The organism is Leisingera sp. ANG59, assembly GCF_013317235.1.
GTDB lineage: Bacteria > Pseudomonadota > Alphaproteobacteria > Rhodobacterales > Rhodobacteraceae > Leisingera.
Window position 1 is genome coordinate 1 of sequence record NZ_WLCM01000046.1, and the last position, 15,590, is coordinate 15,590.

13 protein-coding genes and 3 pseudogenes are annotated in these 15,590 nt (G+C 57.5%); 11 read left to right on the forward strand and 5 right to left on the reverse strand.

The features are described from left to right. Positions 1-208 (forward strand): hypothetical protein (locus GKC28_RS22560; RefSeq protein ID WP_174149232.1); only part of this gene is annotated, 208 nt, incomplete at its 5' end. Positions 209-650: 442 nt separating this feature from the next. On the opposite strand, the gene GKC28_RS22565 is transcribed toward GKC28_RS22560, so the two are convergent. From GKC28_RS22565 to GKC28_RS22575, 3 genes are all read right to left on the reverse strand, one after another. Beyond that, on the reverse strand, positions 651-5,225 hold the full coding sequence (locus GKC28_RS22565; RefSeq protein ID WP_174149233.1) for a calcium-binding protein: 4,575 nt from the start codon (positions 5,223-5,225) through the stop codon (positions 651-653). A 79-nt stretch (positions 5,226-5,304) separates the two neighbouring features. After that, a complete protein-coding gene (locus tag GKC28_RS22570; protein WP_174149234.1) occupies positions 5,305-5,721 on the reverse strand; it encodes a hypothetical protein in 417 nt (138 codons plus the stop codon). Positions 5,722-6,379: 658 nt separating this feature from the next. Further along, positions 6,380-6,703, reverse strand: a complete 324-nt coding sequence (locus GKC28_RS22575) for an H-NS family nucleoid-associated regulatory protein (protein WP_174149235.1) — start codon at positions 6,701-6,703, stop codon at positions 6,380-6,382. Positions 6,704-6,974: 271 nt separating this feature from the next. On the opposite strand from GKC28_RS22575, the gene GKC28_RS22580 reads away from it, so the two are divergent. Further along, entirely contained in the window at positions 6,975-7,784 is an 810-nt protein-coding gene (locus tag GKC28_RS22580; RefSeq protein WP_174149236.1) for an adenylate/guanylate cyclase domain-containing protein, read from the forward strand. 253 nt (positions 7,785-8,037) lie between these two features. Here the strand turns inward: GKC28_RS22580 and GKC28_RS22585 are convergent. Together GKC28_RS22585 and GKC28_RS22590 are read right to left on the reverse strand one after the other, a co-directional pair. Beyond that, positions 8,038-8,232: pseudogene (locus GKC28_RS22585) on the reverse strand (transposase zinc-binding domain-containing protein); the annotation flags it as partial. A 12-nt stretch (positions 8,233-8,244) separates the two neighbouring features. Further along, positions 8,245-8,676: pseudogene (locus GKC28_RS22590) on the reverse strand (tyrosine-type recombinase/integrase); the annotation flags it as partial. Between the two features lie 186 nt (positions 8,677-8,862). Here GKC28_RS22590 and GKC28_RS26940 point away from each other — a divergent pair. From GKC28_RS26940 to GKC28_RS22630, 9 genes and pseudogenes are all read left to right on the forward strand, one after another. Further along, a pseudogene (locus GKC28_RS26940) lies at positions 8,863-9,048 on the forward strand (IS21 family transposase); the annotation flags it as partial. A 172-nt stretch (positions 9,049-9,220) separates the two neighbouring features. Beyond that, positions 9,221-9,637, forward strand: coding sequence for an IS200/IS605 family transposase (gene tnpA / locus GKC28_RS22595; RefSeq protein WP_174149237.1), 417 nt, complete (start codon positions 9,221-9,223; stop codon positions 9,635-9,637). A 119-nt stretch (positions 9,638-9,756) separates the two neighbouring features. Continuing rightward, a complete protein-coding gene (locus tag GKC28_RS22600) occupies positions 9,757-9,897 on the forward strand; it encodes a hypothetical protein (RefSeq protein WP_174149238.1) in 141 nt (46 codons plus the stop codon). Positions 9,898-10,258: 361 nt separating this feature from the next. Next, positions 10,259-10,882 (forward strand): TetR/AcrR family transcriptional regulator, encoded by a 624-nt coding sequence (locus tag GKC28_RS22605; RefSeq protein ID WP_174149239.1) that lies wholly within the window; start codon positions 10,259-10,261, stop codon positions 10,880-10,882. Positions 10,883-11,009: 127 nt separating this feature from the next. Continuing rightward, on the forward strand, positions 11,010-12,188 hold the full coding sequence (locus GKC28_RS22610) for an ABC transporter substrate-binding protein (RefSeq protein WP_174149240.1): 1,179 nt from the start codon (positions 11,010-11,012) through the stop codon (positions 12,186-12,188). A gap of 65 nt (positions 12,189-12,253) precedes the next feature. Continuing rightward, positions 12,254-13,123 carry a branched-chain amino acid ABC transporter permease gene (locus GKC28_RS22615; protein ID WP_174149241.1) on the forward strand — a complete coding sequence of 290 codons (870 nt, stop codon included), beginning with the start codon at positions 12,254-12,256 and terminating at the stop codon, positions 13,121-13,123. A 4-nt stretch (positions 13,124-13,127) separates the two neighbouring features. Next, positions 13,128-14,111, forward strand: a complete 984-nt coding sequence (locus GKC28_RS22620) for a branched-chain amino acid ABC transporter permease (protein ID WP_174149242.1) — start codon at positions 13,128-13,130, stop codon at positions 14,109-14,111. Beyond that, entirely contained in the window at positions 14,108-14,872 is a 765-nt protein-coding gene (locus tag GKC28_RS22625; protein ID WP_174149243.1) for an ABC transporter ATP-binding protein, read from the forward strand. The genes GKC28_RS22620 and GKC28_RS22625 overlap by 4 nt, the downstream gene beginning before the upstream one ends. Beyond that, complete coding sequence (locus GKC28_RS22630; protein WP_174149244.1) at positions 14,859-15,578, forward strand: ABC transporter ATP-binding protein; 720 nt, start codon at positions 14,859-14,861, stop codon at positions 15,576-15,578. Before GKC28_RS22625 ends, GKC28_RS22630 begins: the two co-directional genes overlap by 14 nt. The last annotated feature ends 12 nt before the right edge of the window (positions 15,579-15,590 follow it).

Here is a 15,590-nt window from a genome sequence, read left to right on the forward strand (position 1 = left end):
CTGTCCTACGGCGTCCTACGGCAGCATCGTCAGCGTTCAGATCGGGCAAGACAAATACATCACGACGCTGACCGACGATGGCATCTGCGAACTGAAGGACATGCTCGCGGACGCCCGGCGTTCGCCGGAGCGCTGGAACGACTTCTTACAAGACTCCGTCGACGATCCCGACATCATCGCACGCGTCAAGGACCAGCCCCCGCGGTAGAAATCGGGTGCTTACCCTACGGCAGCATCGTCAGCGTTCAGATCGGGCAAGACAAATACATCACGACGCTGACCGACGATGGCATCTGCGAACTGAAGGACATGCTCGCGGACGCCCGGCGTTCGCCGGAGCGCTGGAACGACTTCTTACAAGACTCCGTCGACGATCCCGACATCATCGCACGCGTCAAGGACCAGCCCCCGCGGTAGAAATCGGGTGCTTACACTTCATGGCACACACCGGACTTTCAACGCCGGAAGTTTGATGGGCGAGATGCGGGACTTTGCTGCCGTTGCCCTTCCTAGTGTTTGCTGATGCAGCATTCGCTTGCAGGGCGGCTTGGTGTCCAGGTGACATCTGCAACTTTGAATGACCGCCTTTCGGCGGCGGTCATTCGGAACTTTCTTACGACAGACCTGGTCAATGGGCAGCATAGCTGACCTCAAAACAGGAAGTCGTCTTCGGTAAGCAGTGCGGCAGTTACCCCTTGAAGCACGACGGTTCCGTGGCCTGACAGCGAAACTTGAGCGTCACCTGAAACGTCAGTGATGACTAGGTCGCTAAATGCAATGCCTTCAATGTCGAATTCCAGCCTGTCAATTCCATCCTCAAAGTCCGTCACTCGATCACTGCCGAATTGATCCGCGAAGACAAAGGTGTCCGCTCCTAGCCCTCCGGCAACTGTATCATTGCCTGTTTCTCCGTCGATCCGATTGTCGGTTTCAGAACCGATCAAGGTGTTGTTACCAGAGCCGCCCACGATGTTTTCAAATCCGATGACCTGTTCGGTGAAACCGCTGGCGAATGTGGCTTTGCTTTGGCTCAAATCAATGCTGAAATCGTCGCTGGAATAAGAGAAATCAATTGTGTCGTCTCCTTCGCCGCCATCAAAGAAATCATCGCCAATACTGCCGAAGATGGTATCATTTCCACTTCCTCCGTAGTGGTCATCGTCGCCGAGCCCTCCTTCAAGCCCATCATCGCCGTTGCCGCCACGAAGTGTATCGTGCCCTTCGCCACCGTCCAGAAAGTTGTTGGCATCTGAGCCAATCAGAGTGTTATTTCCCCGCCCAGCAATGACGTTTTCAATGTTGATTACTTGCTCCACAAAACCATCTGTGAAGGTCGCAATCGATTGAGAGAGATCGATGGTAAAGCCATTGCGTGAGTAGGTGAAATCGAGGGTGTCTGTTCCTTCGCCGCCGTCAAACAAATCGGCGCCAGAGTTGCCAACAAGGTAGTCATCACCGGCACCGCCATAGTGATTGTCGTCACCGGTGCCGCCGTCAATACGGTCGTTTCCGGCTCCGCCGTGCAGATCATCATCTGTAGAGAAGCCGAGCAATGAGTCATCACCGCTGCCCCCTGACAGGACTTTGTCGCGAATTGTGGCGACATCCAGCACTACGCCATCAGCGAACTCGACCAGTTCCACCCTTTCAGATGCGTTGGCGAAGTGGTCGGCAACTGTCACTGTCTCGCCGTTGCTCAGCCGGATTATCAGGTCGTCGCCAGAGCTATGCTCAAAGCTAACATCCGCCAAGTTTACATCGGTAAAAATTAGACGGTCGGTCCCTGCTTTGCTGCTGTAATCAGATATGACATCGTTTCCATCACCGAGGCCATAACGATAAACATCGGAGCCATCCCCGCCTTGCAGAGTATCGTTGCCCTGGCCTGCTTGAAATTCGTCATCACCGGTGCTTCCCAAAACAAGATCGTCACCTTCACCGTTTTGGTCATTGATTACTCTGGACGCAATTTCATCAACGTCCAGTACTGTGCCATCCGCAATCTCAATGAGCTCGATTGCTGACGAACTGTTCCTGAACTGATCAACGATGCTGACTGTATCGCCGTTGCTCAGAGTGATTATGAGATCATCGTCGGCATTCTGGGAGAAGCTAACGTCGGCGGCATTTGCATCTAAAAACACCAGCCGGTCAACGCCCTGCTTGATGCTGTAGTCATTGATGACATCATTACCATCGCCGAGAGTATAGACATAGGTGTCCGAGCCATCCCCACCTACCAAAGTGTCATTGCCCGCGCCGCCCTGGAACACGTCGTCACGGTAACTGCCAAGAACAGCGTCATCACCTTCACCGTTCTGGTCATTGATTGTTCTAACCGCTATCTCATCAGCATCCAGCACTGTACCGTCAGCGAACTCGATCAACTCAGTTTCAGACGAGCTGTTTCTGAACTGATCAACGATGCTGACTGTATCGCCGTTGCTCAGAGTGATTATGAGATCATCGTCGGTATTCTGGGAGAAGCTAACCTCAGATGCATTTGCATCTGAAAACACCAACCGGTCAACGCCTTGCTTGATGCTGTAGTCATTGATGACATCATTACCATCGCCGAGAGTATAGACATAAGTGTCCGAGCCGTCCCCACCTAGTAAAGTGTCGTTTCCTGCCCCGCCAACAAACAGATCGTCTCGGAAACTGCCGCGTACCAAGTCGTCGCCTTCCCCGTTGGAGTCGGAGATCATTTTTGCAATCGTATCCAGAACATCTAGTTCCGTTCCATCGGAGAATTGAATAACTTCGACTTCTTCAATTCCGTTGGCGAACTGGTCCAAAATGGTCACCGTCTCACCATTGCTCAACGTGATGATCAGATCTTCGTCCGAAGATTGCGAAAAAGTGACGTCCGTTACATTCACGTCAGTGAAAGCCAAACGGTCACTACCGCTTTTGAGGCTGAAATCACCAATAATGTCGTTCCCATCTCCGAAGGCATAGACATAGGTATCCGAGCCGTCACCGCCGAGCAGTGTATCGTTTCCGTCTCCCCCCATGAATATCGATGAGTCATCTTGAGACGAAAGATGGTCGTCCCCCTCGTAGCCCAAAAGCATATCATTGCCCGAACCGGTAATAGTGTCGTTTTCGGAACCACCTTCTATGAGAAGGTCAATCTGAAATGCAGTCTTGATAAGTGAGCGATCAATGTCCTGATAAGCATCTGCCACAACAGCGGCAAGGAACGGAAGATCGTGCCTGAATGCAGCGAGCCGCTCCAGAGCGTCCTCATCAGTGCCATAGTTCTGAGTGCGAAAACCGTCTACAACACCAGATACGAACTCGCTGATGTCGCCGCCGATACTATCAGTAAAGGGGTTGTAGAATAGATGTTCAAATGGCGCCAGGGCGCCGAGGTCGGCTTCCTGTCCCTCCTGTGCGGCGATAGAATGTGCCGCTTGCACAAGGAAACGGGCTTCAAAGTAGTCGCTTACATTGTCATACTGCTCTGCAAGCGCGGCAACAGCGTCCGGCTCAGGAATGAACGGAAGGATTTTTTCATTGGAAAGGAAGTCCTCTGCCCGTGCGTACGGTTGTCCCATTATCTTTTGCAGAAAAGCGAATTTTTCAGCGCCGAGATCTGGAAGCTCCGTGTCATCGGATAGGGTTATGGAACCTTTGTTCGAGCTGACGGTTACCTTTCCATCGAATTTTGGTGCGCCGCCAACGCCCCAATCCGGAGGAGGGGTTATGCGAATGGGATCTGTTTCAAAATCAGCATTCAACGTTGCAGCTTTTAGTGTGTGGTACGGGAAATACTCCAGAGATGGGGTTGCCAAACCGTTTTGATCCGCAAACTGCTGAATGAACTCTGTATCGAAATAGCTCCCTCCAATAGGACCGTCGTTCCCATTCTCGAGGGACGATGGGAAATCAAAGATAAAGAAATCAGGTGCAGGTGGGTTAGTATCATATGGGTCAAAGCCGTGAGGGTTTTTATCTTCTTCGTCATAAAGATAAATGACGCTAACCGGACCAGCTTCCGGCAACCATTTCGTACCAAGAACACCGGACCAATCGGCGAGAAGCGCGTCCAACCCTGCATTGTAACCCGAGAAATCCCCAGACCTCGCTTCAGCAATCAGCTCTTCGGCATTCTGTTTAAGTTCTGCGTCTTGCGACATCGCGACCCAAAGATCAGGCACTTCCCCAAATCCAGGAAGGAAAGGCATATTGAACACGCCTTCGTCATAAGCGAAGTCGTCAGGCAAGATGTAAGTACTTTCAGCCTGAGATAGATCGAACAACACCTCCACAGCTTCTGAGGTACTGCCATCGTCAAATTTCACTTCGGAAGAGGCAACAGTAGTGTTACCGTTATCTGTTCCATCGACGTCTTCCGCATTCAGGGAGATTTCAGAAATGCCTGCACTTTCCAGTGAGAACAACTCGCCTTCATCGCTTTCCCCATCACCGTCCAGGTCTTGCCAAAGCAGAAGTTCCCCGAAGCCAGCGTCATTGGCATTGATGACGCCATTGCCGTCTGTGTCGAGTTCCGCCACCTCAGCGAAGCCGGTCTGGTCCTGAGAGCCCATAAGCTCCGAGATATCATCAATCTGGCCGTTACCATTCCGGTCCACGGCCAACAGTGCGTCATCAGGGCTGACCCAGCCCGTCCGTTCGGCAAACCCGTCTCCGTCCAAATCAAATCGTGCTTCTGAGCCGTCCAGAGGCGTTAGCTCTACCCCGTCGCCGTCCAGGTCAATGACAATCGGATCGATTGGCGGTGGGTTGAAGAGGTCGTTAAGGTCATCCAGCCAACCTGGAGCAAAATCCTCAAACGCGTCATAGAGGTCGGATACCTTAGTCTCTTCTGGCTCTTGAGTGGGTGCTTCTGCTCCTTGGTCCAACTCCGGGTTGGTAATCTCATTAATCTCATCAATGTTGTTACCTGGCCACATATCAAATTTTGGTGTAGAGATGCCAGCTTCACCCAAAGCGGCTTCCGTAAAATCAATACAATTGTTCAAAACTACATTGTACTTATCGGGATTAAATGACGGATAATTTTGTATGTTATCGCCAAAATCAATAAGCCTGGCAGCCTGTTGATCAGTAATTGGAAGTGTGTTGCTGTAGACCGGGTCAATGTAAGTGCTAGAATCGTTATATGTAATCGCGCCATCGCCATAGGGCGTTGAATTAATTGGTGCGTAGCCAAAGCTCCGAGAGTTTCCATCTGAATCCGTTACGGAATACCACATGTGGCCAGTCGCGCTGGTTCCTCCGCCGCTCGTCGTAGTTCCTTGCTCCGCCACATGTACAGTAACTGTATAAGGCATATCAATTACCCCTAATTGCCTTCATGAAAATAATTCTGGATGGTATATTTTCTAATCTATGGTCACTGCCTTCGGGCATTACCTCCATAACATAATCACCCGCAGAGAGTTCGCTTGATGCAAATTCCAGCCCATACCACTCATTAAAAGCCATTAGCAGGCGAGGCAGCAACCTCTTCCTTTGAAAGGCCAATTCGCGATGCCCACCTCTTATAGAGTACATCCTTACTGTGAATGTAAGCAATTCCGGTTCATTCGAGGTTTGATTTGGCAATCCAAGATCGTATCCATTCTTAATCAACTCTTGGGCTAATCCAGGTCTTCCCTTCTTGAGGAGAAGATACAATCCGTACTCATCTGCCTCATCAACGGTCACGTCTAGATTAATTGATTCCTGGCTATTTAGATCAATTTCCATATCTGCCGAAGCCTCCCCGCAGGTTAGAGTCATTGCCAAAACCGATGAGGTTAGGGTAGCGCACAGAAGATTTATTAAATTTAAGTTCATATTTGTGCCCCAGACTGTGCAAGCAGCCAGGATCGGCAGCTGAACTTGAAAAGTACTTAAGCGTTAAAAGTCCACGTGATGCCAGTCTAGGTCAGGGAAACCCCACCGATCAACTTAGAGGTGTCGAAAAAGGGGTTTCACAGCTCTTGACTGGCAAAAACTATGCTCTGTACTTTGGTTGCGAGGCCTTCCGAGACAAGCGGTTGTGCGCAACACCATTGGTCTTCACTAAATCCAATGAAGTGCCTTCTGGGCTTGGTTTTGTGTACGTTCTTAGTGCTTCATTGTCTCCCTTGCGCCAAGTAGCCTATGCACCGGATGCGGTGGAAGCCGGGAACAGGCGGAATGGTTGCGTTTCCTTCTGCCATTCGGTGGAAGAAATTCGGCAGTGCAGCGTACAGGTTACTTGCGTACGCCCACTGCAGAACTTCGACACTTCCGGTGTGGGCTCCGACCGGGCGTTCGCCGCGCCAGGCGTGAATGACGGCAGGCAGCCCATGTTGCCAATTGCGCCCCGCGCAACTGTACGTGGTGCCGCCTGCGATAGTCCAACAAATGAATTGCTGCTTCAGATCTCAAGATCCTCGAGGGGCTTCCCAGCTTCCAAAGCTTCGTGGACCCAAGCAGGCTTACGCCCGCGGCCGCTCCAGGTTTGGGATCGGTCAGCTGGATTGGCGTATTTAGCAGGTGCCTTTGCGCTTGACTTACGCCCCTTTCCGCCATGCAGAGCAATAGCCTCTTCAAATGCCACGCCATGTTTTTCCGCAATGGCCAGCATTTCGGCATAAGCGCTTTTCTTTGCCTCGTCCTCTACTTCCACTTTGCGGACTTCGATTTCCTTGGCCAGCGCTTCCAATTCAGCGGCACTCAGCCCCTTTAGATCAATTGCCATATTTCACCTGTGTTTTCAGCTGTTCTCGGTCAAAGCAGATATACCCTTCTGAGGCAAGTAGCTGGCCACAGCGGTGCAGTACCATCAAGCGCTCAATATGCGCCCGCCATTGCCCGAAACTGTACTTCGAATTGGTCCACAGAAATGAGGTTGGACAGAAGGCAGGCTTGACCGGCCGTGTCTGCCGCAGATGGATCCCAAGCCATATCGCGCTAAAAATACCAAGATGAGCCACCGCACAGGGCTCGTCAAAATGTGACCGGATTCGCCAATGAGGGAAATCTCGGAATGGCTAACAGGACTTGGCCTGGAGCGTTGTGCCAAAGCCTTCGCCGAAAACGACATTGATTATGAGACGCTGTTTGATCTGACAGCCCAGGACCTAACAGATATCGGGGTGGTATCTGTTGGGCATCGCCGCAAGCTGCTGAAAGCGATTTCGCAGCTTGCGGCGCCGCAGGACGAGGCCCACCGCAAGACAGCCAAGCGGCCAAAACAGGAGGCGGAGCGGCGCCAGGTGACCGTTCTCTTCGCCGATCTCGCCGGTTTTACGGCGCTGGCGGGCCGTATCGGAGCGGAAGCTGCGCACGGTGTTTTGAACCGGTTCTTCCAGGTGGTGGACGGACTCGTCAATGAATACGGAGGAACCGTGGACAAGCATATCGGCGACAGCGTCATGGCCGTATTCGGCGCGCCGGTGGCGCATGACCGCGACCCCGAGCTTGCTGTGCGGTGCGCCTGCGAGATTCACACCGCCATTGCCCGGGTAAATCCGCCTGGCGGTTCGGGGTTACAGGCCCATATTGGAATTGCCAGCGGGCAGGTTGTCGCCAGTGGCACCGGAAGCGAGACATATAGCGAATACACGGTCACCGGAAATGCGGTAAATCTTGCCGCCCGTCTGCAGGAGCTGGCTGAGGCCGGGGAAACCGTGATCTCCGATGAAGCGCATGCACAGATCGATCGCGTATTCCATGCCACGGCCAGATCAATGTCGCTCGGCATTGTCCCAGCCCGCGCCATGATATGGCCGAGATGCGCTGCCGCCCGCAAATATCTTACCGCCGTGTCAGCGCAATAGCCCTGATGATTGAGCGCGGCGGCAAAACCGTCAAGGTATGGTCCGCTTGGCCCAGCCTGCAAATGCCCCAGCATCTTCGGTGCCGAGAAATAGAAATCCAACATGTTCGTCCCCGTTTGTGATCGGCCATCAGTGGCCGCGTCGACGGAGACACAGGACCGTTCTGTTATGGAGACAAAAATGGGCTGAAACTCAGCAAAAGACGCACATATTGGCACGCCAACTCCCCATTACCGGATTTGCCCATAAGGCGGCTGTTATACGCAATATGCTGGTGGTTGCACTTGGTGCAGGCTGCCACATGCCCGCCGAGCGCCTCCGTTCGGCAGGCTTCAATCGCTGACATGGCCTTCAACTGCGCCAGGTTCAGATGCCCGACATTGGCCCGCCGATAGGCAGGACCGTGGGTTCGAAAGATGTCAGCAACCTCCAGCTTCGGGCGCGGCACTGCCCGCGCGCGTCACTCCGACCTTCGGTCCCGGAGCTGCACCAGCAACTCGTAGGGGCTGTCGGTGTCGCGGATCAGCTTGGTCGCGACATGGGTGTATTGCGCCGTCGTGCTCAGCTTGGCGTGCCCAAGCAGAACTTGAATGACCCGCACATCTGTTCCGGCTTCTAGCAGGTGGGTTGCGAAGCTGTGGCGCAAACTGTGCAGCGTGCTCCTCGGCTTCTTGATCCCAGCCAGATGCTTGGCTGCGCTGAAGGCACGATGCAATTGGCGGGGTGAGAGCGGATTGATCCGGGGCTTGCCTGGAAAGAGCCAGCCATCCGGCCGCGCCTCGCGCCAATAGTCGTGCAGAAGCGCCAAAAGGCCAGGCGACAGCATTACCTTGCGATCCTTGCCGCCCTTGCCTTTCTCGACATGGATCAGCATCCGGTCGCTGTCGATATCGGTGTGCTGCGCGACAAACTGGATGAGATTCCGCGTCAATCAGGATGAGACGTTGCGGCGGGCGTGTGTCGGAGGGAGGGCGTAGCCCGACCGGAGGCACGCGTCCGCCGCTTCGCCCGTTTTTGGGGTCTGTGATCGCGGCCGGCCCGTTACGCTGGTGGTTTTCAGGAATGGGGAACCACCTTTGTGCCGGGGCGCCATGTAACCGATCAACAGACGAGACTTTTCATGAAGCTGAGACAAGACCACCCCACCGAAGTCGCCGCAGCCAAGGCCGGGATGAGCCGGGCGACCGGATACCGCATTTCAAAGGATCCCAAGCTGCCGTCGCAGAAGGCCCAGACGCGGGGCCGGCGGCGCCCGGACCATCTCGGGATCAAACCAAATCGAAAGTGATCCCCGCTGCTTTAGTATCCACTCTCTGGAGCAAACCCTCCGGCTTCCAGCCGGACCCGCTTTAGCGTGAAAGAATCCTGTTATGCCCTTACCCTCCGGAAAATGAGCCGCAGCCGGTCCGGAGGCTCATTTTCCGGAGGGTAAGGGCATGCAATATGACACCGGCAAGCACTGCGTTTTCTACCACCGCTACCATATCGTGTGGTCCACCAAGTACCGCTACAAGGTGCTGCGCGGGGCATTGCGCCTGCGGGTGCGCGACATCTGCCGCCAGGTCTGTGCCGAGAACGGGGTCGCCATCTTGCGCAGGGTGCTGTCGAGCGATCATGTGCATATGTTCGTTTCCGTGCCGCCGAAGCTCGCCATCTCGGATCTGGTGCGCAAGATGAAGGGCCGTTCGTCCTACAGGGTGCAACGGGAGTTCCCGGCGATCCGCAAGCGCTACTGGGGCTGCCGGTTCTGGGGGAGGGGGTATTTTTCAACCACCAACGGCGCCATCACCGAAGACATCGTACTTCAGTACCTCGACAATCATATCGCCGATCCTACCGGCGCCAGCCGGTAGTCGTTCAGTGCTGTGTTGTACGAAGGCCAGTTCCTGGTCTTGTACTTCGTAGGGGCCCAACTGCTCATGCTGTTTCAGCTATCACACTGGATTCACGCAGTGAATCCCCAAGCCGATTTGTGCAACAAGGCCTCGCCGAGGCCTTCGGGTCCAATGTCGAGATCATCATCCCGCCGCCAAAGACCGCCGTCTTGGGACGCAACGACCAGCGCGACGCTCATATCGAGCACATCGCCATACATGGCCGGATGGCATGGTAATCCGAGACGGGGTACAACAGCCGCGCCCTCGTCGACGCCCAGATCGGGCGCCGCAAATCCGCCATTGGCCCCGGCCTGAAATCAAGGGAATTCGACCGACAAGTCACTGAAAGCATGATCGCAGCCAAGGCCCTGAACCGCAAGACCGCCCTCGGACGTGCGGTCTTCGTACGTGTCGCATAAATCTTCGGGGAAAGGGGGGGCTGTATCCAGATTTTGAACCATGCATCAATGTGGTGGCCATCCATGCCGCAAAGCGGATCAAATGCGGTCGTTTTCAGCGGCGCCGCCTGCCAAGAACTGCACGCAGGCTTGACCGACCCAAAAAAACCAACTAGCCTGTTTGTTAACGAGGAGCAGAATGACCGTATCGACACGACGCACCCAGGACCAGAGGAGCACCGAAACCCGCAGGCTGCTGCTTGCCGCGACGGTTCAGATGCTAATGGATGTCGGCTATGCGAATACCAGCACCTCCGGTATCGCCAAGCGGGCCGGGGTGTCGCGCGGCGCACAGACGCATCACTACCCAAACAAGATGGCTCTGATCGTTGCCGCCACGGAAGAGATGTTTGCGAATTTCGCTGCCGGGATCGAGGCGCTGGCCGCCGATCTGCGCAACGGCGCGCTGGATTGCGACACGTTCTTCGATGCGGTCTGGAAAGAGGTGCTGCGCGGCGACTGGTTCTATTCCTCGCTCGAGATCATCGTCGCGGCGCGGGGCGATACCGAGCTGAGGCAACAACTCGCGCCGCTGATCCTCAATCTGCACAAGGGGCTTGAGGCGACCTGGTCGCAGACCTTCGTGTCCGTGAACCCGGATGTGGTGACCTCGCGCGTCGCATTGAACCTGGCAATGAACGTGTTTCGCGGCATGGCGGTGCAGGCGGTGTTGCGCCGCGACGACGGCTATTTCCGCGAGATGCTTCTGGCGCTGAAGACGATCCTTGTAATCCATGTGCGCCCCACAACCAGCAACACCTGAGCGAAAGGAGAAAGAGGTCCGGCCGCACCCATAAAAAAACAGGTCAGTCGGTTTTTAAAACGGGGTTCTGCCCCACCAAGAGCGGCGCAAAGCCGCGTCAGACGGAACCGTTCAACAGGAGTAGAAAATGAAAAAGCTGACTTCCCTCATGGCCGCGGCCGCCTTTGCAGCGGCACCGGCCCTGGCCCAGGACGACGGTTGGGAAACCCGGGGCCTGACCGACGATGCCATCACCATTGGCGTGATGGGGCCGTTCTCCGGAAATGCCTCCTCCTACAGCAAGGCGCTGATCGGGATGATGGCCTATTACGACAAGGTCAATGAAGAGGGCGGGGTGCATGGCCGCAAGCTAGTCGCCGTGCAGGAAGATACCGCCTGCGACAGCGCCAAGGGCCTGGCGGCCGCCAAGAAGCTGATCTCGCAGGACGAGGTCTTCATGCTGCACGGCAATTCCTGCTCGGGCGTCGCGCTGGCGCTGCGGCCGACCATCGAAGAGACGGGCCTGCCTTGGATCGTGGCCCACGCGGTGAGCGACTCGATCTCGACGCCTCTAGCCGGGAACATCTTTCACGGCGTTCCCACCGGCAGCGCAAATGGCCGCGCCATGGCCGCCTTCGTACTCTCCAAGCCCGACACCAAGAACGTGGCGATCATCGAACATTCCAACGACTGGGCACACAGCTACTCCAACCCGGCGCGCGACTATCTGAAAGAGCAGGGGGTCAACCCCTCGGTCGAGCTGACCATGGAGCGCGGCCAGACCGACGCCACCGCGCAAGTGCTGAAGATGCGCCAGAACAAGCCCGACTTCATCATCGCGGCACTTTATGAAGCGGAAACCGCCATCTTCCTGCGCGATCTCAAGAAATACGGCATGGGCGACATTCCCGTCATGGGCACCGCCGGCACCGATCTCGAGAACACGCTGAAGCGGACCGGTGATTTCGACACCGTCAAGAATTACTACGTGATCCACTCCTATGTGGACAATCTCGACGGCGAGAAGATGAAGCCTTGGGGCGACATGATCCATAAATTCTACCCCGATGAAGAGCTTTCGACCTTCTCCTTCGTCTCCATCGGCTCGGCCGAGGCGCTGGTCTCGGCGCTGGAGACCGTCGGCCCGGATCTGACCCGGTCCAAGCTGATCGCTGCGCTGGAAGATGTGCGCGAATTCGACACCGGCATCCTGTCGGATCCGATCACATGGACGCCCGAAGACCACCAGGGCGTCAAAGGCTCTGCCGTTGCAGGCTTTGTCGACGGAGAACCGACCGTCCTGAAAGCCTGGGGCCAGCCCTACTAAGCTTAACCTCCCCCGACTGCCGGGCACGGCCCGTCCGTGCCCGGCCTTTTTCAGGAGCAATACCGATGCTGATGCAGCTGACATTGGGCGGACTCGCCCAAGGGGCGATCTATGCCCTCATCGCGCTGTCGCTGACGGTGGTCTACCGCTCGACCACGGTGGTGAATTTCGGCCATGGCGATTTTGTCATGGCGGGCGCCTTCCTCTCTTACGTGCTGGTGGTGCTGGCGGGGATCGCCTTCCTGCCGGCGGCGGCGCTGGCGATGATCGCCATGTTCGTGCTGGGCGTGCTGTTCAGCAAGGGGCTGATCCGGCCGACCTGGGGCGGGCCGCATATCGGGCTGGCGCTCATGTGCATCTCGGCGGGCTACGTGCTACGCGGCATCGCGCGCATGGTCTGGGGCCGCGAAGTGCTGCCGATGCCCCCGGTCTTCGACATGGAGCCGATCTTTATCGGCGATCTCGTGATCACCGGCGATGCGGTTTTCATCATCGGCACGGTCATGGTGCTGCTGATCCTGTTCTTCGGCCTGCTCGCGCTGACCGATCTCGGCAAGATGGTGCAGGCGGTCTATCAAAGCGCGCGCGGCGCTCGGCTCATCGGCCTGAATGTCGAGCGGTTCAACGATTTCAGCTGGGGCATCGGCGCGGCGCTTGGCGCGCTTGGCGGCATCCTCGTGGCGCCGGTCTCGCTGCTGCATCCCGATCTGGGCGCAAGCTTTCTTATCAAAGGCTTTGCCGCGATGACGCTGGGCGGCTTCGGCTCGCTGGGCGGCGCGGTTCTGGGCGGCATCCTGCTGGGCCTAGCCGAGCAATATTCCGGCGCCTATCTCGACAGCGCGCTGATCGAGATCACCGCGTATGTGATCATCGTGCTTGTGCTGTTCATCCGCCCTCAGGGGCTGTTTGGGCGCAAGGCCGTGGTGAAGGTGTAGGATCATGAGCACGATCATGCCGTCCGCCCGCCAACGCAGCCTGCGCATCTGGGCCTTCTGGGCCGTTCCCGCGCTGCTGCTCCTGCTGCCGCTGGCCACCAACGCCTATACCCAGTTCATCGTCAACGGAATGCTGATCTCGGTGCTGGTGACGCTGGGCTTTACCCTGGTGATCGGCAACCTCGGCCAGCTCGCCTTTGCCAACACCGCGTTTTTTGGAATCGGCGCCTATGCCTCGGCGATGCTCACGGCCAAGTTCGGCCTGCCCTGGATCGTCACGATCCCGCTGGCCGGCGCTCTTGGAGCGCTTGGCGGCTTTCTTGCCTCTGCCGCCGCGCTGCGCGGCATCCGCTCCTATTACCTCGCGATCATCACGCTGGCCTTTGGCGAGCTGATGCGGTGGGCCTATCTGCACACCAAGCCGCTGACTGGTGGCACGGATGGGCTGCCCTTGCCGCGCGAGGTGGTGTTCGGCATCTCGCTGAGCGACGACACGCTGAAGTTCTATATCTTCCTTGGCGTGACCGTCGTTCTGGTCAAGGCCACGCTGAACCTCATGCGCTCGCGCTTCGGCCGCTCGGTCATGGCCGTGCGCGAGAACGAGGTGGCGACCGCCTCGCTGGCGATCCCGACCGCGCGGGTTATCCTTGTCACCTTCATCTGGTCCGGTTTCGTGGTGGGCTGTGCGGGCGCGCTCTTTGCCCGGCATGTCGGCCATGTCTTCCCCGAAAGCTTCGGTATGCTGCATCTCATCGCCTCCTTCGCGATGGTTCTGGTCGGCGGGCTCGGCTCGGTTCTGGGGGCGGTGCTGGGCGCGGTGCTGCTGACCGCGCTGCCGGAATATCTGCGCGCCTTCCCGGGCATGGAAGAGCTGTTCTTCGGCCTGATCGTCGCCGCGGTGCTTGTAGCAATGCCGATGGGTCTTGCCAGCCTGCTGCGCCGTCTCTCGCCGATCTTCGTCGAACGTTACTACCGGGAGGAGTCATGACCGATCTTCTAACTATCGAAGGGCTGAGCGTCCGCTTCTCCGGCCTGACCGCGCTGGACGATGTCTCCTTCACGCTCGAGGAAGGCGCGGTGCGCGCGGTGATCGGGCCGAACGGGGCGGGGAAATCCACGCTGTTCAACGCGATCTCGGGCTATGTGACGCCGACCTCGGGCACAGTGCATCTATACGGGCGTGAGCTGACCCGGCTGACCCCGCACGCGATCGCTGAACAGGGGGTGCGCCGCACCTTCCAGAACGGCGGGCTGTTCCCGGCGCTCACGGTGCTTGAAAACGTGCTGACCGGGCTGCACGCGCAGACCGAGGGATCTTTTCTCGACATCCTGCTCGGCCGCTCCAAGGCGCTGAAATCCGAAGCCGAGAACATTCACCGCGCCCGCGAGCTGCTCAAGCTCATGTCGATGGATCACATGGCCGACACGCGGGCCGGCGATCTGTCCGGCGGCCAGCAGCGGATCGTCGAGATCGTGCGCACCGTGGCCTCGGACCCGCCGGTGCTGCTGCTGGACGAACCCGCGGTGGGGCTCTCGCCCGTCGCCCGAGCCCAGATGATGGACATCATCCATCGGCTCGCCGGTGAAAAGGGGGTGGGCATCCTGCTCATCGAACACGCGGTGGAACTGGTGATGGCCGCCGCCGACCGCATCCTGGTGATGGCGGCGGGCGCGCGTATCGCCGAGGGGACACCAGAGGAAATCCGCGAAGACCGCGCCGTGCTGGAGGCTTACCTTGGACACTCCTGAACCGCTTCTGAAGATCCGGGACCTGCATGTGGGCTATGGTAAAAAACCGATCCTGCGCGGCGCCACCTACGATGTGCTGCCGGGCGAATGCCTGACGCTGCTGGGGGCCAACGGGTCGGGAAAATCGACCTCGCTCAACGCCGTCTGCGGCTTTGTGAAACCCAGCTCCGGCTCCGTCCTGTTCGACGGGATCGAAACCGCGGGCCTGCCGCCGCACAGGATCTTTGCCCATGGCATCGCCCAGGTGAGCCAGGCGCGCGACCTGTTCCCCGACCTCACCGTCGAGGACAACCTGCGGCTTGGCGCTATGCGCCGGGGCGGCAGGGAACTGAGCCGGACGCTGAAACTGGTCTATGACCGCTTTCCGCGCCTGGCCGAGCGCCGCAGGCAGGCAACGCGCACGCTCTCGGGCGGCGAACAGCAGATGGTCGCCATCGGCCGCGCGCTGATGTCGCAACCGCGTCTGCTGCTGCTCGACGAGCCCTCGGGCGGCCTCTCGCCGCAGTTCTGCGAAGAGATCGCCCGGATCATCGACACGCTGAAAGAGGACGGGGTGACCATGCTGATGGTCGAACAGAACCTCAACCTCGCCTTCCGCGCCGCCGACCGCTTCATCGTCCTGCGGGATGGCGAGGTTGTGGATGGCGGCGATGTCCGCGCCATGGCGGGCGATCACGACGCCATCGTGCGCGAAATCTATCTCTGACGAAGGACCACG

Coding starts and splice junctions, on each gene's coding strand:
- GKC28_RS22565 (WP_174149233.1), bottom strand. CDS start 5,225: ATGTGGTATTCCGTAACGGATTCAGATGGAAACTCTCGGAGCTTTGGC.
- tnpA (WP_174149237.1), top strand. CDS start 9,221: ATGCAATATGACACCGGCAAGCACTGCGTTTTCTACCACCGCTACCAT.
- GKC28_RS22625 (WP_174149243.1), top strand. CDS start 14,108: ATGACCGATCTTCTAACTATCGAAGGGCTGAGCGTCCGCTTCTCCGGC.
- GKC28_RS22575 (WP_174149235.1), bottom strand. CDS start 6,703: ATGGCAATTGATCTAAAGGGGCTGAGTGCCGCTGAATTGGAAGCGCTG.
- GKC28_RS22610 (WP_174149240.1), top strand. CDS start 11,010: ATGAAAAAGCTGACTTCCCTCATGGCCGCGGCCGCCTTTGCAGCGGCA.
- GKC28_RS22605 (WP_174149239.1), top strand. CDS start 10,259: ATGACCGTATCGACACGACGCACCCAGGACCAGAGGAGCACCGAAACC.
- GKC28_RS22620 (WP_174149242.1), top strand. CDS start 13,128: ATGAGCACGATCATGCCGTCCGCCCGCCAACGCAGCCTGCGCATCTGG.
- GKC28_RS22615 (WP_174149241.1), top strand. CDS start 12,254: ATGCTGATGCAGCTGACATTGGGCGGACTCGCCCAAGGGGCGATCTAT.
- GKC28_RS22580 (WP_174149236.1), top strand. CDS start 6,975: ATGAGGGAAATCTCGGAATGGCTAACAGGACTTGGCCTGGAGCGTTGT.
- GKC28_RS22570 (WP_174149234.1), bottom strand. CDS start 5,721: ATGGAAATTGATCTAAATAGCCAGGAATCAATTAATCTAGACGTGACC.